The sequence below is a fragment of the Sphingomonas sp. BLCC-B65 genome, from assembly GCF_028550675.1.
Lineage (GTDB): Bacteria > Actinomycetota > Actinomycetes > Actinomycetales > Microbacteriaceae > Microbacterium.
In genome coordinates this window covers 559,064-573,871 of sequence record NZ_JAQQGL010000001.1, presented here as the reverse complement: position 1 = coordinate 573,871, position 14,808 = coordinate 559,064, and the positions used below count along the sequence as shown (strand labels likewise).

The following is a 14,808-nucleotide window of genomic DNA, read 5'->3' as shown; positions in this document are numbered from 1 at the left end:
CGAAGGGGGCCGACTAGAATCGACGGGTGTCTGAAATCACCCCTGAACTCGTTCGCCATCTCGGCGTTCTGGCCCGGATTCAGCTCGACGAGCACGAGGTGCAGCGCCTGACGGGGCAGCTCTCGGTGATCGTCGACAACATCGCGAAGGTGTCCGAGGTGGCAACGCCCGACGTCCCCGCGACGAGCCATCCCCTCCCGCTCGAGAACGTCTTCCGTCCCGACGTCGTCGGCCAGATGCTGACGGTGGAGCAGGTGCTGCAGAACGCGCCAGACGCCGCCGACGGTCGCTTCCGCGTCACGGCGATTCTGGGGGAGGAGCAGTGACCGATCTCACACGGCTGAACGCCGCAGACCTGGCCGCACGACTGGCCTCCGGTGACGTGTCCAGCGTCGAAGCGACGCAGGCCCACCTCGACCGGATCGCCGCCGTCGACGGCGATGTGCACGCCTTCCTGCACGTGAGTGACCACGCCCTCGAGGTTGCCGCCGACATCGATCGCCGCCGCGCCGCCGGTGAAGCCTTGGGCGAGCTCGCGGGAGTTCCCCTCGCGATCAAGGACGTGCTCGTCACGACAGACATGCCCTCTACGAGCGGCTCGAAGATCCTGGAGGGATTCCTGTCGCCCTACGACGCCACCGTCGTCGCGCGTTCGCGCGCCGCCGGCCTGGTGCCCCTGGGGAAGACGAACATGGATGAGTTCGCCATGGGATCGTCGACGGAGCATTCGGCGTACGGTCCCACCCACAACCCGTGGGACCTCGATCGCATCCCCGGAGGCTCCGGGGGCGGATCGGCGGCCGCCGTCGCCGCCTTCGAGGCTCCGCTGGCTCTCGGCTCGGACACGGGCGGATCGATCCGCCAGCCGGCGCACGTCACGGGAACCGTCGGCATGAAGCCGACCTACGGCGGGGTGAGCCGGTTCGGCGCCATCGCGCTGGCGTCTTCACTCGACCAGGTCGGTCCGGTCTCGCGCACCGTGCTCGACTCGGCGCTCCTGCACGACGTCATCGGCGGCCACGACCCGCACGACGCGACGTCGCTGACCGACAGCTGGCCCTCCTTTGCGGCGGCCGCACGCGAAGGCGCCGCCGGCGCCGGTCTTGCGGGGCTTAAGGTCGGCGTGATTCGCGAGCTGCCCGACAGCGGCTTCCAGGCCGGCGTGTCGGCATCGTTCCGCGCGGCGCTGGCGCTCCTCGAAGCGCAGGGCGCGGAGATCGTTGAGGTCAGCGCCCCGCACTTCGAGTACGGCGTCGCCGCGTATTACCTGATCCTTCCCGCGGAGGCGTCGAGCAACCTCGCCAAATTCGACTCCGTCCGTTTCGGCCTGCGAGTCGACGTCCCGGGCGGCACGGTCGAAGACGTCATGGCTGCCACTCGAGACGCCGGCTTCGGCGAGGAGGTGAAGCGTCGCATCATTCTCGGCACCTACGCGCTGTCGGCCGGATACTACGACGCCTACTACGGCAGCGCCCAGAAGGTGCGCACGCTCATCCAGCGCGACTTCGACGCGGCGTTCGCTCAGGTCGATGTCATCGCGACGCCGTCGGCTCCCACCACTGCGTTCAAGCTCGGCGAGAAGATCGATGACCCGCTGCAGATGTACCTCAACGATGTCACCACGATTCCGGTGAACCTGGCCGGCGTCCCCGGCATCTCGATTCCGTCGGGTCTGGCAGAGGAGGACGGGCTGCCCGTCGGCATCCAGTTCATCGCGCCGGCGCGGGAGGACGCCCGTCTGTACCGGGTCGGCGCCGCTGCCGAGGCATTGCTCGTCGATTCGTGGGGTGGTCCTCTGCTGGACCGTGCCCCGCTTCTGGGAGGGAACCGCTGATGGCCACGGCCGCACTGATGGACTTCGACGAGGCATTGAAGCTCTACGAGCCGGTGCTCGGCTTCGAGGTGCACGTCGAACTCAACACCGAGACGAAGATGTTCTCCCCCGCGGGAAATCCGGCGCACGCTTCGAACCACGATGCCGCCCCCAACACCCTCGTGGCGCCTGTCGACATGGGCCTTCCGGGGTCGCTGCCGGTGGTCAACGAGACGGCGGTGCGGTTCTCGATCAGCCTCGGGCTCGCCCTCGGGTGCCAGATCGCGCCATCGAGCCGCTTCGCGCGCAAGAACTACTTCTACCCCGACCTCGGCAAGAACTACCAGATCTCGCAGTACGACGAGCCCATCGCCTTCGAGGGCCAGATCGAGGTGGAACTGACCGACGGGACGGTCTTCGAGGTGCCCATCGAGCGGGCGCATATGGAGGAGGATGCCGGCAAGCTCACGCACGTCGGCGGCTCCACCGGCCGCATTCAGGGCGCGGAGTACTCGCTCGTGGATTACAACCGCGCCGGCGTCCCACTCGTGGAGATCGTGACCAAGCCGATCTTCGGCGCGGAACACCGTGCACCCGAGCTGGCCGCCGCGTACGTGCGGGCGATTCGCGACGTGGTGCTCTCGCTCGGCATCTCTGAGGCGCGCATGGAACGCGGAAACCTCCGCTGCGATGCGAACGTGTCCCTGCGCCCACGCGGGCAGGAGAAGCTCGGCACGCGCACCGAGACAAAGAACGTCAACTCGATGCGCTCGGTCGAACGCGCCGTGCGTTACGAGATCCAGCGTCAAGCGGCGATCCTCGCCGCGGGCGGGACGATCACTCAGGAGACGCGGCACTGGCACGAAGACACCGGGACGACCTCTCCGGGGCGTCCGAAGTCGGATGCCGACGACTACCGTTACTTCCCGGAGCCCGACCTCCTGCCCGTCGCGCCGTCCTCCGCGCTGGTCGAGTCGTTGCGTGCTGCTCTTCCGGAGCCGCCCGCCGCGCGTCGGCGACGTCTGAAGGCCGAGTGGGGCTTCGCCGACATCGATTTCCAGGGAATCGTGAACGCGGGCCTGCTCGCCGAGGTGGACGCGACCGTCGCAGCGGGCGCTGCGCCTGCGGCCGCGCGCAAGTGGTGGATGAGCGAGATCTCTCGCATCGCCAACGCTCAGGGAGTCGAAGCTTCATCGCTCGTCACCCCCGCATCGGTGGCCGCGCTGCAGCAGCTCGTGGACGCAGGCACGCTCACCGACAAGCTGGCGCGTCAGGTGCTCGAGGGCGTCATCGCCGGCGAAGGCACGCCGCAGCAGGTCGTCGACGCACGCGGTCTTGCGGTCGTCTCGGACGACGGCGCGCTGATCGCCGCGATCGACGATGCTCTCGCCGCGCAGCCCGACGTGCTCGAGAAGATCCGCGACGGCAAGGTGCAGGCCGCCGGTGCCGTCATCGGCGCCGTCATGAAAGCGATGAAGGGTCAGGCCGACGCCGCACGCGTCCGCGAGCTCGTTCTGGAGCGCGCGGCGCAGTAGTCGCACACGCTGCCTTCTCGGTGGCGCCGCGATGTCGGCGGCGTCACCGAGAATGGACTCATGGGACGGGGTGACGGGTCGGGGCGGGTCGTCTCGCCGCCCGGTGCCGACGACACCGGCACGCGGATTCTTCACGTGGACATGGACGCCTTCTATGCGTCGGTCGAAGTCCTCCACGATCCCTCCCTGGCCGGCAAGCCGCTGATCGTCGGCGGTATGGAGGGACGCGGTGTGGTCTCCAGCGCCTCCTACGAGGCTCGTCGATTCGGCGTGCGGTCGGCAATGGGCGTCGCACAGGCTCTTCGGTTGTGTCCGCAGGCCGTCGTGGTCACTCCGCACTTCGAGCGGTATGCGAGCCTGTCACGTCAGGTGATGGCGATCTTCCACGACATCACCCCCCTCGTGGAGCCGCTCTCGATCGATGAGGCGTTCCTCGACGTGTCCGGCGCACGGCGGCTCTGGGGAACTCCGGGGGAGATCGCCCGGATGCTCCGGGCCCGCGTGACAGCGGAGACGGGACTGATCTGCAGCGTCGGGGTGGCGGCCACGAAGCATGTGGCGAAGATCGCCTCCACGCGCTCGAAGCCCGACGGGCTGCTCATCGTCAGCGAACCCGACACCGCCGCCTTCCTCGCCGCGCTGCCCGTCTCGGCGCTGTGGGGGGTGGGGCCGAAGGCCGCGGAGACGCTGGAGGGTCGCGGCATCCGGCTCGTCTCCGACATCCTCGCCTCGCCGCGGGCCGTCCTGGATCGCGCACTCGGACCCGCCGGCGGGGAGCGCATCTGGCAACTCGCGCACGGCATCGACCCCCGAGCCGTCGAGACGGAACGCACGGAGAAGAGCATCGGGCATGAGGAGACCTTCCTCACCGACGTCGCCGACCCGGCAGTCCTGCGCAGCGAGCTTCGCCGGCTCTCCGATCGCGTCGCGGCGCGTCTCCGCGACGGAGGCTGGCGGGCCGGAACCGTCGCGTTGAAGCTGCGCTATGCCGACTTCACCACGCTTTCGCGCTCGCTGTCGCTGGCAGAGCCGTCGGACGTCGGCCAGCGGATCGGCGACGTCGCCATCGGCTTGTTCGACGCGCTGGAGCTGAGCCAGCCGGTGCGCCTGATCGGCGTGCGCGCCGAGAAGCTGCGCGGCGGGGACGGTGGATCCGTGCCGCTCTGGGATGAGGATGCCGAGTGGCGACGGGTCGACGCCGCCTTGGACGACGCGCGTGAGCGTTTCGGCGGGGGAGTGGTCACCCGGGCGAGCGTCCTCGGTCCGCGCCGTGATGTGAATGCTCTGCCGACGAATCCGCGGCTCCCTCGCACCGAGTGAGCTTCCCGGCTACGGTGGGAACATGCCCAATCTCGCACTCGAACTCGGCAAGCAGTCGGCATCGCTCGGCGTCAACAGCGTCTACGGCGAGCAGCAGGACGTCGACGGCATCCGCCTCATCCCCGTGGCTCTGTCGTGGTCGGGCTTCGGCGCCGGCGAGGATGAGAGCGGCAACAACGGCGGGGGCGGCGGCGGCTTCGCCGTTCCCCTCGGTGCCTACATCCGCAAGGGCGACGATCTGCGTTTCGAGCCGAACCTCGTGTCGCTGGTCGCGGTGGCGATCCCCTTCGTGTGGGTCGCGGGACGCACGCTCAGCCGCATCATCCGTGCCCTCAAGCGCTGACGAGGTCGATGCGGCGCTCTCGAGCGGGGTCGACCGCATCGAGTCCGCCATTGCGGCCTTGGAGCCGGAGATCACACCGATCGTCCTGATCGACGGACGGTCCGGCGCGGGCAAATCCACCCTCGCGCGACGGGTGCGCGAGCGGTGGGGGCGCCCCGTCAGCATGATCGGCCTCGACGAGCTGTATCCGGGGTGGGACGGGCTCTCGGCCGGTTCAACTCTGGCGCGGGAGTTCATCCTGATCCCCGTCAGCGAGGCAAGGGCGGCCGTGTGGCGACGGTGGGACTGGGCAGCCGATCGTCCGGGGGCCGAGGTGGAGACGCCCGCCGACGTCCCCCTGATCCTCGAGGGAGCAGGGGTGCTCACTCCGAGCACCGCGCCTCTGGCACACGTGCGCGTGTGGGTGGAATCGCCCGAGAGTGCGCGGCGCGATCGCGCGCTCGCTCGAGACGGCGACACCTACCGGCCGCACTGGCGTCGCTGGGCCGACCAGGAAGAGGAGCACCTCCGCGCGCATCGCCCGCAATCGCTCGCAACGATCGTCATCGACGTCCCGTGAGGGCTGGAGGCGGTCAGTCCTCGATCGCCTGGAGCAGGCCTTCGAGGCGGAAGCCCAGCCAGTTGTAGACACCGAAGCGGGGGTCGTCGTCCTGCTCCTCTTCTGTGGTGATCCCGAGGCGTGTCGCGATCACCAGCCGCACCGCGGTCAACGTTCGCAACCACGCAGCGACCGCACCGGCATCCAGTTCGACGATCACCTCGGCCTCGGCGTCCGCGCGGTCCAGGTCTTGCGGACGCCGTGTCTGGCCATCGCGTTGCAGCGTCACCAGCACCAGCGCCGCATCATCACGACGCCGATCGAGGAGGTCGTCCTGGGTCAGACGACGAAACTCCGCGGCATCCTCCGGAGCGTCCCGGTAGCCGTCGGGAACAAGGCGCGCGACGCCCGGATCATCGACTCCGTCGATGGACTCGGCGAGCAGATCCGTGAACTGCAGGACGATGTCCGTGAGATGCGCGGCTTCCAGCGCGGACACCGCCATCCGCACCCTCGTCATGTGTCGGCCTTCCTGACGGTCGCCCAGAGGCCGTAGTCGTGCATCGCCTGGACGTGGAGCTCCATCTGCTCACGCGCGCCTTCGGCGACGACCGCGTGGCCCTCGTGGTGCACCAGCAGCATCAGACGCTCGGCATACTCGCGGGTGTAACCGAAGTAGGTGCGGAAGACATGGACGACGTAGCTCATCAAGTTGACCGGATCGTTCCAGACCACCGTCTGCCAGGGACCGGTCACCTCCGAGCGCTCCTCCAGGCGGACATCCTCGAGGGGAATCGTCATGCCCAACCCAACTCGTGCAGGCGCTCGTCGTCGATCCCGTAGAAGTGCGCGATCTCGTGCACCAGTGTGGTGTGCACTTCGTCCCGGAGCTCCGCGATCGATCCGCAGGCGTGCAGATGCGGCTCACGGTAGAGGATGATCCGGTCGGGCAGCTCCCCGGTGCCGTAACGGTCGCGCTCTGTCAACGCCAGACCGTCGTAGAGACCCAGCAGGTCGAGGGAACCGTCCTCGGGCCGGTCCTCGACGACGAAGACGACGTTGTCGAGTCCGACGAGCATGCGCTCGGGCAGCAGATCGAGTTCGTCGGCGACGAGAGCTTCGAACGCGTCGGCGTCCATCTCGATCATGTCGACATCCCGATCGGGGAGAAAGTGGGGTGGCTAACGGGGCTTGAACCCGCGACCCCCGCGACCACAACGCGGTGCTCTACCAACTGAGCTATAGCCACCATGCGCCTGCTTCCAGGCAACCAGACGATTGTATTACACACCGGAGGCATACGACGACACGACGGCGGCCGCCGCGTCGCGTGCCTGGTCGCTGGAGGGCCCCGGCTCCGGAACGAAGACGGCCTGCCGGTAGTACGCCAGCTCACGAATCGACTCGAGGATGTCGGCCAGTGCCCGGTGGCCACCGTCCTTCGCCGGTGCGTTGAAGTACGCGCGCGGGTACCAGCGACGAGACAGCTCTTTGATACTGGAGACGTCGACGCTGCGGTAATGGAGCCAGCGGTCGACACGCGGCATGTACTTTGCAAGGAACATCCGGTCGGTGCCGATCGTGTTTCCCGCAAGCGGCGCCTTGCCCTCAGGAGCGAACCTCTGGATGTACTCGAGGGCTTCGAACTCCGCCTCGGCCAGGCTGATACCGTCCGGGATCTCGGCGAGGAGCCCGGAGGTCTCGTGCATACGCGTGACGAAATCGTTCATGTTCGCCAGCGCCGAGGCGTCGGGTTTGATCACCACCTGGAAGCCGGGGTCGAGGACGTTGAGCTCGAAGTCGGTGACCACGATCGCGATCTCGACGAGTTCGTCGACGTCGAGGTCGAGACCGGTCATCTCGCAATCGATCCAGACGAGACGATCGTTCTCCGCGGCATTCACCATGCGTTCATCCTAATGAGGGCCTGCGACCTCGGCACCGATGCGTCACAATCAGCGACGGGCCGGCGACCACAGTACGCTGGGAGAGCGCCTCCGTAGCTCAGTGGAAGAGCGACGGCCTTCTAATCCGTTGGTCGCAGGTTCGAATCCTGCCGGGGGCACCGCATCGAGCCGCCCGTCACGAGTCCGCGCCTGCCAGCTCGGCGCGCACGAGTGCTGCTCCGGCGGACAGTGCGCTCAGTTTGCCGAATGCGACCTCCCGTGACAGCGGGGCCATCCCGCAGTTCGAACTCGGAATCAGCTTGTCGGCGTCGACGAACGGCAGCGCCCGCCGCAGCACCGCCGCGACCTCTTCCGGGGTCTCGACGTGCGTGCGGGCCACGTCGAGGGCGCCGAGCATGACCTTCTTGCCGCGGATGAGTTCGATGAGCTCGATCGGCACATTCGAGTGCTGGCTCTCCAGCGAGACGATATCGATACGCGAGCGCTGCAGAAGAGGGAAGGACTCCTCGTACTGACGCCACTCGGATCCGAGTGTCGCCTTCCAGTCGGTGTTCGCCTTGATGCCGTACCCGTAGCAGATGTGCACCGCGGTCTCGACGCGCAGGCCCTCCGCGGCGCGTTCGAGCGCAGCGATTCCCCAGTCCTTCAACTCGTCGAAGAAGACGTTGAACGCCGGCTCGTCGAACTGGATGATGTCCACTCCGGCGGCCTCGAGTTCGCGAGCCTCCTCATTGAGGATCGTCGCGAACTCCCACGCGAGCTTTTCACGGCTGCCATAGTGCCGATCCGCCAACGTGTCGATCATCGTCATCGGTCCTGGCAGAGCCCATTTGATGGGCAGGTCGGTCTGCCCGCGCAAGAACGCGGCATCCTCGACGAAGACGGACGCGCGACGACCGACCGCGCCGACCACCGTCGGCACGCTGGCGTCGTAGCGGTTGCGGATGCGCACCGTCTCGCGGTTGTCGAAGTCGACGCCGTCGAGGTGCTCGATGAAGGTCGTGACGAAGTGCTGACGGGTCTGTTCGCCATCGGTGATGATGTCGACGCCGCGCCGCTGCTGCTCGTGCACCACGGCGCGCAGCGCGTCGCGTTTGCCATCGGCGAGCACGTCGCCGTGCAGCTGCCACGGCGACCAGAGCACCTCGGGCTCGGCGAGCCAGGCGGGCTTGGGGAGGCTGCCGACCGTCGTCACCGGCAGCAGAGGAGCCTGATGGACGGTGCCGTCGCCGGTCATGCGACGGGCTCCGCCACGCCGGCGATCCACTGTTCCAGGGTCTGGAGGTGGGGCTTCACGAAGTACTCCTCGGCGTAGCGGCCCTGGGTGACGGCCAGCTGGCTGCGCTCCTCACGGTCGTAGTCGATCTCGGTGCGGACGAAGTCGACATGGTCCAGGGTGGGACGGTAGACCTCGCCGGCGGGGGCGAGTGCGTTGTACACCTCGGGACGATAGATCTTCTGGAACGTCTCCATCGTCGCGATCGTGCCGATCAGTTGCAGATCGGAGAAGTCGTTCAGCAGGTCGCCGCGGAAGTAGAACGCCAGTGGTGCGACGGAGCCGCGCGGCATGAAGTAGCGCACCTGCAGACCCATCCGGGCGAAGTAATCGTCGGTGAGAGAGAAGGCATCCTGAACGTACTCGGTGCCGAGTACCGGGTGCACGAGGCCCGTGCGACGGTACGTTCGGCTTGTCGACACGCTGATGCAGATCACCGGGGAGCCCGCGAAGCGCTGCCGGTAGGCATCCGACGCCAAGAACCGTTGGAAGAGCTCACCGTGCAGGATGCCGAAATCCTCCGGAACGGTGAACGTCCCCGCGGCAGCTGTCGCTGCCGGCAGCACGACGCTGAAATCGTAGTCGCGCAGATATGAGGAGAAGTTGTTCCCGACGATGCCGCGGTGGTGCTCACCCGTGCGGTGATCGAGGATGCCGACGTCGAGAACCTCGATGATGGGGAAGCGCTCGGCCTCGGCCGTGTCGTCGAATTGAAGCTGCACCGTGACGATGTCGAGTTCGACCCGATAGCTTTCGGCGCCCTGATCGTCGCCGGCGGCGAGCTCGTTGAACCGACGGTCGATCATCGCGAGCGCGTTGCGGAGGTTCTGGCGCCGCCCGGCGCCACGCGCCAGATTCGCGAAGTTCGTCGTCACACGCGAATGCGCGGCGGGTGCGTAGTCCTCGTCGAAACGAGTGGTCGTGATGCTGAAAGCGATGTCGTTCGCCATGCGAGGGCCAATCCTGGGCAGGGGCCGGTACGGCCGCGAATGATGCTGATCCGAGCATGCGGGACGAGCGCTGTCATCGAGTAATGCGCTCAAACTATGCACCCATATAGTCTGTGGCTATGTCTCGACCCCCGATGGGAATCACGCTGCAACAGCTCCAGTACTTCATCGAGGTCGCTGCGGAGGGGTCGATCAGTGCTGCGGCCGACCTGCTGTTCGTGTCGCAGCCGACGATGTCCGCTGCGATGCGCGACCTCGAGAAGAAGATCGGACGCGACCTACTGCTGCGATCCGCGCGCGGAGTGAGCCTGACCACCGACGGCATCGAGTTCCTCGGATACGCCCGCCAGGTCGTCGAGCAGGCTGCACTGCTCGAACAGCGCTACCTCGGCACTGCTCCCTCGCGGCGCCTGCTGGGCGTCTCCACCCAGCACTACTCCTTCGCCGTCGACGCGTTCGTCCGCATGGTCAGAGCAACTGATGCCGCCGAGTACGAGTTCTCGCTGCGGGAGACGCGCACCTTCGACATCATCGAGGATGTGCGCACGCTGCGCAGCGAACTCGGCATCCTGTTTCGCAATGAGTTCAACCGCAACGTCATCGGAAAGCTCCTGCGCGACTCAGGGCTGGCATTTCACACGCTCTTCGTCGCCGCACCCCACGTCTTCGTCTCGCGCCGAAACCCGCTCTCGCTGCAGCGGAGCGTGAGTCTCGAAGACCTCTCATCGTTGCCTCGACTCACGTTCGATCAGGGTGCGAACAACTCGTTCTACTTCGCCGAAGAGATCCTGTCGACGCTGTCGAGCTCGCGCGAGATCCGCGTCTCGGATCGCGCCACGATCTTCAACCTGATGATCGGCTTGAACGGTTACACCATCTCGACGGGCATCATCAGCGACGACCTCGATCCCGAGATCGTGGCCGTTGCGCTCGACGTCGACGAGCAGATCGAGATCGGATGGATCGGGCGCACGGCGGTGCCGTTGACCGACCAGGCCCAGCGCTACCTCACCGAACTGCGCCAGGTGGTGGCCGGCTTCGGAGTGTCGCTCGTCGGATGACGGTGAGCCGACCCCTCGATAGTTCCGCCGCGAGCGCGTACCGTCGGCGGTGACGAGAGGAGTCATCATGACCTCGGCATCATCCACCTTGTGGGTCGCATACGGCACTGACGGCAACGTCGTCGGCACGGTGAGAAAGAGCGAGGAGGGCTACACGCCCACGGTCGCCGGCGCCACCGCGAGTGTCGGCACGTATCCGTCCATGGAGGTCGCGAAGAGCGCCCTCCACAGCCACCTTGCTCCCGGGTCCGACTGGCCGCAGTTCCGCCAGCACTAGGCGCTCTGCTGCGCAGCCCGCACCGCCACGGCGCGCGTCCCTGCGCGATCGGATCAGCCCACGCGCGGGGCGCCCGCCGCCGCGACCGGGTCTCGACCGGGGTCGACCTCGGCCGCGGCCCCGCGACGTGACACGTCGAGCAGTTGTAGAGCGACGTGGACCAGGGGACCGATGCCGGCTGCGAACAGCACCGTGCCGAGGCCCACGGTGCCGCCGAGGAGCCACCCGAACAGAAGCACGGTCGCCTCGATCGTGAGTCGACATGCCCACACCGGCCACCCGAGCCGGGAGTTCATGCCGGTCATGAGGCCATCGCGCGGCCCCGGCCCCAAACGCGCTCCGATGTAGATTCCCGAGGCCAGCGCGACCAGCGCCATCCCGCCGAGGAACACGATCACTTGCGTCACGAATCCATTCATCGCCGGAAGCGCCAAGATCGTCAGCTGCATGCTGGTTCCGACGAGGAGGATGTTGGCAAGGGTGCCGATGCCCGGCCGTTGGCGCAGCGGAATCCACAGCAGCAGCACGAGCAGGCCGACGAGGTTCGTGATCCATCCGATGCCCACCCCCGTCTGCACCGACAGTCCCTGCGCGAAGACCGTCCAAGGATCCACGCCGATCTGGGCCTGCACCATGACGCCGCAACCAACGCCGTAGAGGATGAGACCGATGAGCAGGCGAGCAAGACGTGCAGTCATGCCGCAATCCAATCTCACAATTGGACATCTACTACCAGTCCAATTCGGATACTGTGGCCACCATGGACTCGAGGATCGGGGCACGGACGTTCGCCGGGATGCTGGGCGGGTGGCGCACGCGGGAGCCGGCGTATGAGGCCCTCGCCGACAGCATCCGTATCCTGTGTCTGGACAACCGCATCGCCGCGCACACCGCTCTTCCCGCCGAACGAGAACTCGCCGCTGCACTCTCGGTGAGCCGAACGACGGTCGCTGCGGCATATCGAAGCCTGCGCGACACCGGTCATATCGCAAGCCTTCGCGGATCGGGAAGCGTGACGACGGCGCGGCCGAGCCGTGACATCGGAGGCGCAGCGGCCACGACCGGCGCCATCGATTTGCAACAGGCCAGTCCCGCCGCGTGGCCGGGGCTCGCCGGCATCATCGCGGAGGCCGCGGCGGATGCCGCACGCATCGTCGCTCGGTCGGGCTATGACATCCGGGGCGCCATCGAACTCCGAGAAGCGATTGCAGACCGATACAGCGCACGCGGCATCCCGACCGACCCGAGCCAGATCGTCGTGACGACAGGTGCGCAGTCGGCGATCCACCTGCTGTCGACCGTTCTCGTCGGTCGTGGGGATCGGGTGGTCATCGAGACGCCGACGTACCCCCATGCGGCCGAGGCGATTCGTGCCGCCGGCGCGCGACTGGTAGCTGTGCCGGTCACGATCGGCGGAGGCTGGGACCTCGATCGCGCGGCTCAAGTGTTCACACGAACGCAGCCACGGATGGCCTATCTGATGCCACGCTTCCAGAACCCGACGGGCCGCTCGATGACGGACGAGGAAGAGGCAGCCTTCGCACACGCTGCCCGCGCCTCGCGCTCCACTCTCGTCATCGACGAGACGACCGCCGATCTGACCATCGACGTTCCCGCCGCATCACCGGCGTTCGGCCACGATGCCGTGGTGCGCGTCGGCTCGCTCGGCAAGATCGTCTGGGGTGGTCTGCGCATCGGGTGGATCCGCGCGGACGGGGAACTCGTGCAGCGGATCGTCGCGGCGCGCCCCGCCAGGGAACTGGGCACACCGGATTTCGAGCAGGCGGTCGCCGCTCGTCTCTTCAGCCACCTGCCGGAGATTCTCACGCAGCGTTCTCTGCTGCTCAGATCGGGCCGAGACGCTCTCGTCGATGCGCTCACCCGCCGCCTGCCGGAGTGGAAGATCCCGCAGGTGCACGGCGGCGTGGCGCTCTGGGTGGAGCTGGATGCGCCTCTGAGCACGGGGCTCGTCCTCGCAGCCCGCGCCCATGGCGTTTCTCTCTCGTCCGGGTCGCGATTCGGGGTCGACGGGACGCACGACCGTCATCTCCGCCTGCCTTTCACGGCACCACCCGAGGAGCTCCGACGCGCCGTCGACACGCTCGCCGACGCGTGGCCCTCGGTGCGAGCCGCCGCGCCCGTGCACGGCGGCGAGATCCTCGACGCGGTGGTGTGACGAGCGCGGCTTGCTCGCTCGTCAGCGCAGATACGCCAGGCACTCGACCGCCTCGTCGAGCCTGCAGAACGAGCCCAGCTCGCGCATTCTGGCTCGGGCGAGTTCGAAGCGCTCCGCGTGAAAACGCGTCCCCTGCGCCGACTGCTCGCGCCGGACGTGTCCGATCACGACGCCGCGCCTGTCGATGACCCTCCACCGACGGTCGGACACCGCCCGCAAGGAACACCCGCGCACGGACCGAGGTAGGGCCGTTGCCGCACTGATCATGTCGCCACTCCCGTCACCATCACGTCACCGCCACGTCACCGTCACTGACACCGCCACTTTCGAAGATACGTTCCCCCTCCGACATCGGCGGCACCCCCGTGCCCCGCCGACGGACGACCGATCGACACCTCCTCCCCACCTCTGCGCTTCGGCGCCCTCTCCACAATCTGCTCGCGCCTCGCGTCGACGCTCTGCGGCGAGAAGGACGCTGGGGGTGCCGCGGCGCACGAAGGGTACGCCGGTCGCGGCGCCAGCCGGATCGTCCGGGCATCGAAGACAAGGAGAGTCATCATGAGCGATCGCATCACCGTCATCGGCAACGTCGCGTCCCAGCCCGAGCGTCGGGAACTGCCGGGCGGCATCCCCGCCATCAGTTTTCGACTCGCGAGCAGCGAACGACGCCTCGAGAACGGTCAGTGGGTCGACAGTCACACCAATTGGTACTGGGTGTCGGCATACAGGAAGCTGGCCGATCACGCCCTGGCATCGTTGGAGAAGGGGCAGCGGGTCATCGTCACCGGACGGTTCCGCGTCAAGCAATGGGAGTCGGGAGGAAAGAGCGGATCCTCCGCCGAGATCGACGCGGAAGGACTCGGCCACGACCTCATGTTCGGCACCACGAGCTTCCAGAAGGGAACCACACCGTCGGCGTCGGCTACTGTGGCGCAGAGCACGGGGTGGGCCGTGCCCGGCGACGGCCCCTCCGACATTCCACAGAGCACGGAGGCTTCCAGCGACGCGGCCTCCTCACCCGAAGAACCGGATGTCGCCCTCGTCAGCGCCAGCGGGTGGGCCACAGCGGGCGAGGACACAACCCCGTTCTGACGCCGCCTAGACTCGTGACGTGCGAAACGTCGGTCAGCGTGCGGTCCCTTTCTCCCTCGCCGCATGCGTCGGCGCGGTCCTCATGCTCAGCGGCTGCACCACCGCAGCCCCCACCCCGACACCCACACTGTCGGTGTCCCTCACGCCCACGGCGACACCCACACCGACTCCGACGGGACCAGCGCTGATGCCGAACGGCTCTGCCACCCAGAACCTGCCCTACTTCACGTCGATCGTCGACGCGGTGGCGTCCGGTGCACAGGCGGCGCAGGGGCGGGCATACATCGACGCGCTCACTGCGGGCGGCTTCGACAAGTCGGCCATGGAAGTCACGCAGGACCTGACGACGGTCGGAAATCAGGCCGACTCGATCCAGTTCTCCGTCAAGTGGAAGGGCGAGTGCCTGGTCGGACAGGTCGGCCCGTCGGTACCCGGCCCGCAGGCACGCGTGCTTCCGCTCGTGCCGGAGGGCACGTGCCTGGTTGGACAGACACGCCCGATCGACTGGTGACCGGGCGCC

The 14,808-nt window shown here is 67.5% G+C and carries 19 protein-coding genes and 2 tRNA genes; 12 read left to right on the top strand and 9 right to left on the bottom strand.

Annotated features, from left to right (window positions below; translation table 11 throughout):
* Window positions 1-26: 26 nt before the first annotated feature.
* The 6 genes from gatC to PP359_RS02805 are packed head-to-tail and all read left to right on the top strand — an operon-like array spanning window position 27 to window position 5,570.
* Window positions 27-326: an Asp-tRNA(Asn)/Glu-tRNA(Gln) amidotransferase subunit GatC gene (gatC, locus tag PP359_RS02830; protein ID WP_036285370.1), complete on the top strand. Its 300-nt coding sequence runs from the start codon at window positions 27-29 to the stop codon at window positions 324-326.
* On the top strand, window positions 323-1,834 hold the full coding sequence (gene gatA, locus PP359_RS02825) for an Asp-tRNA(Asn)/Glu-tRNA(Gln) amidotransferase subunit GatA (RefSeq protein WP_294944193.1): 1,512 nt from the start codon (window positions 323-325) through the stop codon (window positions 1,832-1,834). Before gatC ends, gatA begins: the two co-directional genes overlap by 4 nt.
* The gene (gatB, locus tag PP359_RS02820; protein ID WP_036316685.1) at window positions 1,834-3,348 is read left to right on the top strand and encodes an Asp-tRNA(Asn)/Glu-tRNA(Gln) amidotransferase subunit GatB; all 1,515 of its coding nucleotides are present in this window, start codon (window positions 1,834-1,836) and stop codon (window positions 3,346-3,348) included. The genes gatA and gatB overlap by 1 nt, the downstream gene beginning before the upstream one ends.
* A gap of 60 nt (window positions 3,349-3,408) precedes the next feature.
* A complete protein-coding gene (dinB, locus tag PP359_RS02815; RefSeq protein ID WP_499249865.1) occupies window positions 3,409-4,668 on the top strand; it encodes a DNA polymerase IV in 1,260 nt (419 codons plus the stop codon).
* 22 nt (window positions 4,669-4,690) lie between these two features.
* On the top strand, window positions 4,691-5,011 hold the full coding sequence (locus PP359_RS02810) for a hypothetical protein (RefSeq protein WP_036285382.1): 321 nt from the start codon (window positions 4,691-4,693) through the stop codon (window positions 5,009-5,011).
* Window positions 4,995-5,570 (top strand): nucleoside/nucleotide kinase family protein, encoded by a 576-nt coding sequence (locus tag PP359_RS02805; RefSeq protein WP_499249864.1) that lies wholly within the window; start codon window positions 4,995-4,997, stop codon window positions 5,568-5,570. The genes PP359_RS02810 and PP359_RS02805 overlap by 17 nt, the downstream gene beginning before the upstream one ends.
* 13 nt (window positions 5,571-5,583) lie before the next feature.
* On the opposite strand, the gene PP359_RS02800 is transcribed toward PP359_RS02805, so the two are convergent.
* The 5 genes from PP359_RS02800 to orn form a co-directional block, all read right to left on the bottom strand.
* Entirely contained in the window at window positions 5,584-6,069 is a 486-nt protein-coding gene (locus tag PP359_RS02800; RefSeq protein ID WP_135949162.1) for a DUF2017 family protein, read from the bottom strand.
* Window positions 6,066-6,350, bottom strand: coding sequence for an ATP-dependent Clp protease adapter ClpS (clpS, locus tag PP359_RS02795; RefSeq protein WP_499249863.1), 285 nt, complete (start codon window positions 6,348-6,350; stop codon window positions 6,066-6,068). The genes PP359_RS02800 and clpS overlap by 4 nt, the downstream gene beginning before the upstream one ends.
* Window positions 6,347-6,697: a metallopeptidase family protein gene (locus PP359_RS02790; protein WP_499249862.1), complete on the bottom strand. Its 351-nt coding sequence runs from the start codon at window positions 6,695-6,697 to the stop codon at window positions 6,347-6,349. Before PP359_RS02790 ends, clpS begins: the two co-directional genes overlap by 4 nt.
* Window positions 6,698-6,722: 25 nt before the next feature.
* A tRNA-His gene (locus PP359_RS02785) sits at window positions 6,723-6,798 on the bottom strand.
* Between the two features lie 34 nt (window positions 6,799-6,832).
* The gene (gene orn / locus PP359_RS02780; protein WP_036285393.1) at window positions 6,833-7,456 is read right to left on the bottom strand and encodes an oligoribonuclease; all 624 of its coding nucleotides are present in this window, start codon (window positions 7,454-7,456) and stop codon (window positions 6,833-6,835) included.
* Window positions 7,457-7,542: 86 nt separating this feature from the next.
* Here orn and PP359_RS02775 point away from each other — a divergent pair.
* A tRNA-Arg gene (locus PP359_RS02775) sits at window positions 7,543-7,614 on the top strand.
* A gap of 17 nt (window positions 7,615-7,631) precedes the next feature.
* On the opposite strand, the gene PP359_RS02770 is transcribed toward PP359_RS02775, so the two are convergent.
* Window positions 7,632-8,723, bottom strand: a complete 1,092-nt coding sequence (locus PP359_RS02770; RefSeq protein ID WP_499249861.1) for a methionine synthase — start codon at window positions 8,721-8,723, stop codon at window positions 7,632-7,634.
* On the bottom strand, window positions 8,690-9,682 hold the full coding sequence (locus PP359_RS02765) for a putative oxygenase MesX (protein WP_499249860.1): 993 nt from the start codon (window positions 9,680-9,682) through the stop codon (window positions 8,690-8,692). Before PP359_RS02765 ends, PP359_RS02770 begins: the two co-directional genes overlap by 34 nt.
* A gap of 119 nt (window positions 9,683-9,801) precedes the next feature.
* Between PP359_RS02765 and PP359_RS02760 the strand changes: the two genes are divergently transcribed.
* Together PP359_RS02760 and PP359_RS02755 are read left to right on the top strand one after the other, a co-directional pair.
* On the top strand, window positions 9,802-10,743 hold the full coding sequence (locus PP359_RS02760) for a LysR family transcriptional regulator (RefSeq protein WP_112931426.1): 942 nt from the start codon (window positions 9,802-9,804) through the stop codon (window positions 10,741-10,743).
* A 67-nt stretch (window positions 10,744-10,810) separates the two neighbouring features.
* A complete protein-coding gene (locus PP359_RS02755; RefSeq protein ID WP_036285410.1) occupies window positions 10,811-11,020 on the top strand; it encodes a hypothetical protein in 210 nt (69 codons plus the stop codon).
* A 53-nt stretch (window positions 11,021-11,073) separates the two neighbouring features.
* On the opposite strand, the gene yczE is transcribed toward PP359_RS02755, so the two are convergent.
* Window positions 11,074-11,718, bottom strand: coding sequence for a membrane protein YczE (gene yczE / locus PP359_RS02750; RefSeq protein WP_499249859.1), 645 nt, complete (start codon window positions 11,716-11,718; stop codon window positions 11,074-11,076).
* A gap of 62 nt (window positions 11,719-11,780) precedes the next feature.
* Here yczE and yczR point away from each other — a divergent pair, with 62 nt between their 5' ends.
* Window positions 11,781-13,196: a MocR-like transcription factor YczR gene (gene yczR, locus PP359_RS02745; protein WP_204947233.1), complete on the top strand. Its 1,416-nt coding sequence runs from the start codon at window positions 11,781-11,783 to the stop codon at window positions 13,194-13,196.
* A gap of 21 nt (window positions 13,197-13,217) precedes the next feature.
* On the opposite strand, the gene PP359_RS02740 is transcribed toward yczR, so the two are convergent.
* Window positions 13,218-13,364, bottom strand: coding sequence for a hypothetical protein (locus PP359_RS02740; RefSeq protein ID WP_231477064.1), 147 nt, complete (start codon window positions 13,362-13,364; stop codon window positions 13,218-13,220).
* Between the two features lie 390 nt (window positions 13,365-13,754).
* Here PP359_RS02740 and PP359_RS02735 point away from each other — a divergent pair, with 390 nt between their 5' ends.
* Complete coding sequence (locus PP359_RS02735; protein WP_036316707.1) at window positions 13,755-14,288, top strand: single-stranded DNA-binding protein; 534 nt, start codon at window positions 13,755-13,757, stop codon at window positions 14,286-14,288.
* A gap of 19 nt (window positions 14,289-14,307) precedes the next feature.
* The gene (locus PP359_RS02730) at window positions 14,308-14,799 is read left to right on the top strand and encodes a DUF6993 domain-containing protein (RefSeq protein WP_499249858.1); all 492 of its coding nucleotides are present in this window, start codon (window positions 14,308-14,310) and stop codon (window positions 14,797-14,799) included.
* The last annotated feature ends 9 nt before the right edge of the window (window positions 14,800-14,808 follow it).

Coding starts and splice junctions, on each gene's coding strand:
- orn (WP_036285393.1), bottom strand. CDS start 7,456: ATGGTGAATGCCGCGGAGAACGATCGTCTCGTCTGGATCGATTGCGAG.
- PP359_RS02810 (WP_036285382.1), top strand. CDS start 4,691: ATGCCCAATCTCGCACTCGAACTCGGCAAGCAGTCGGCATCGCTCGGC.
- clpS (WP_499249863.1), bottom strand. CDS start 6,350: ATGACGATTCCCCTCGAGGATGTCCGCCTGGAGGAGCGCTCGGAGGTG.
- PP359_RS02790 (WP_499249862.1), bottom strand. CDS start 6,697: ATGATCGAGATGGACGCCGACGCGTTCGAAGCTCTCGTCGCCGACGAA.
- gatB (WP_036316685.1), top strand. CDS start 1,834: ATGGCCACGGCCGCACTGATGGACTTCGACGAGGCATTGAAGCTCTAC.
- PP359_RS02765 (WP_499249860.1), bottom strand. CDS start 9,682: ATGGCGAACGACATCGCTTTCAGCATCACGACCACTCGTTTCGACGAG.
- PP359_RS02735 (WP_036316707.1), top strand. CDS start 13,755: ATGAGCGATCGCATCACCGTCATCGGCAACGTCGCGTCCCAGCCCGAG.
- PP359_RS02800 (WP_135949162.1), bottom strand. CDS start 6,069: ATGACGAGGGTGCGGATGGCGGTGTCCGCGCTGGAAGCCGCGCATCTC.
- PP359_RS02755 (WP_036285410.1), top strand. CDS start 10,811: ATGACCTCGGCATCATCCACCTTGTGGGTCGCATACGGCACTGACGGC.
- dinB (WP_499249865.1), top strand. CDS start 3,409: ATGGGACGGGGTGACGGGTCGGGGCGGGTCGTCTCGCCGCCCGGTGCC.
- yczE (WP_499249859.1), bottom strand. CDS start 11,718: ATGACTGCACGTCTTGCTCGCCTGCTCATCGGTCTCATCCTCTACGGC.
- yczR (WP_204947233.1), top strand. CDS start 11,781: ATGGACTCGAGGATCGGGGCACGGACGTTCGCCGGGATGCTGGGCGGG.
- PP359_RS02760 (WP_112931426.1), top strand. CDS start 9,802: ATGTCTCGACCCCCGATGGGAATCACGCTGCAACAGCTCCAGTACTTC.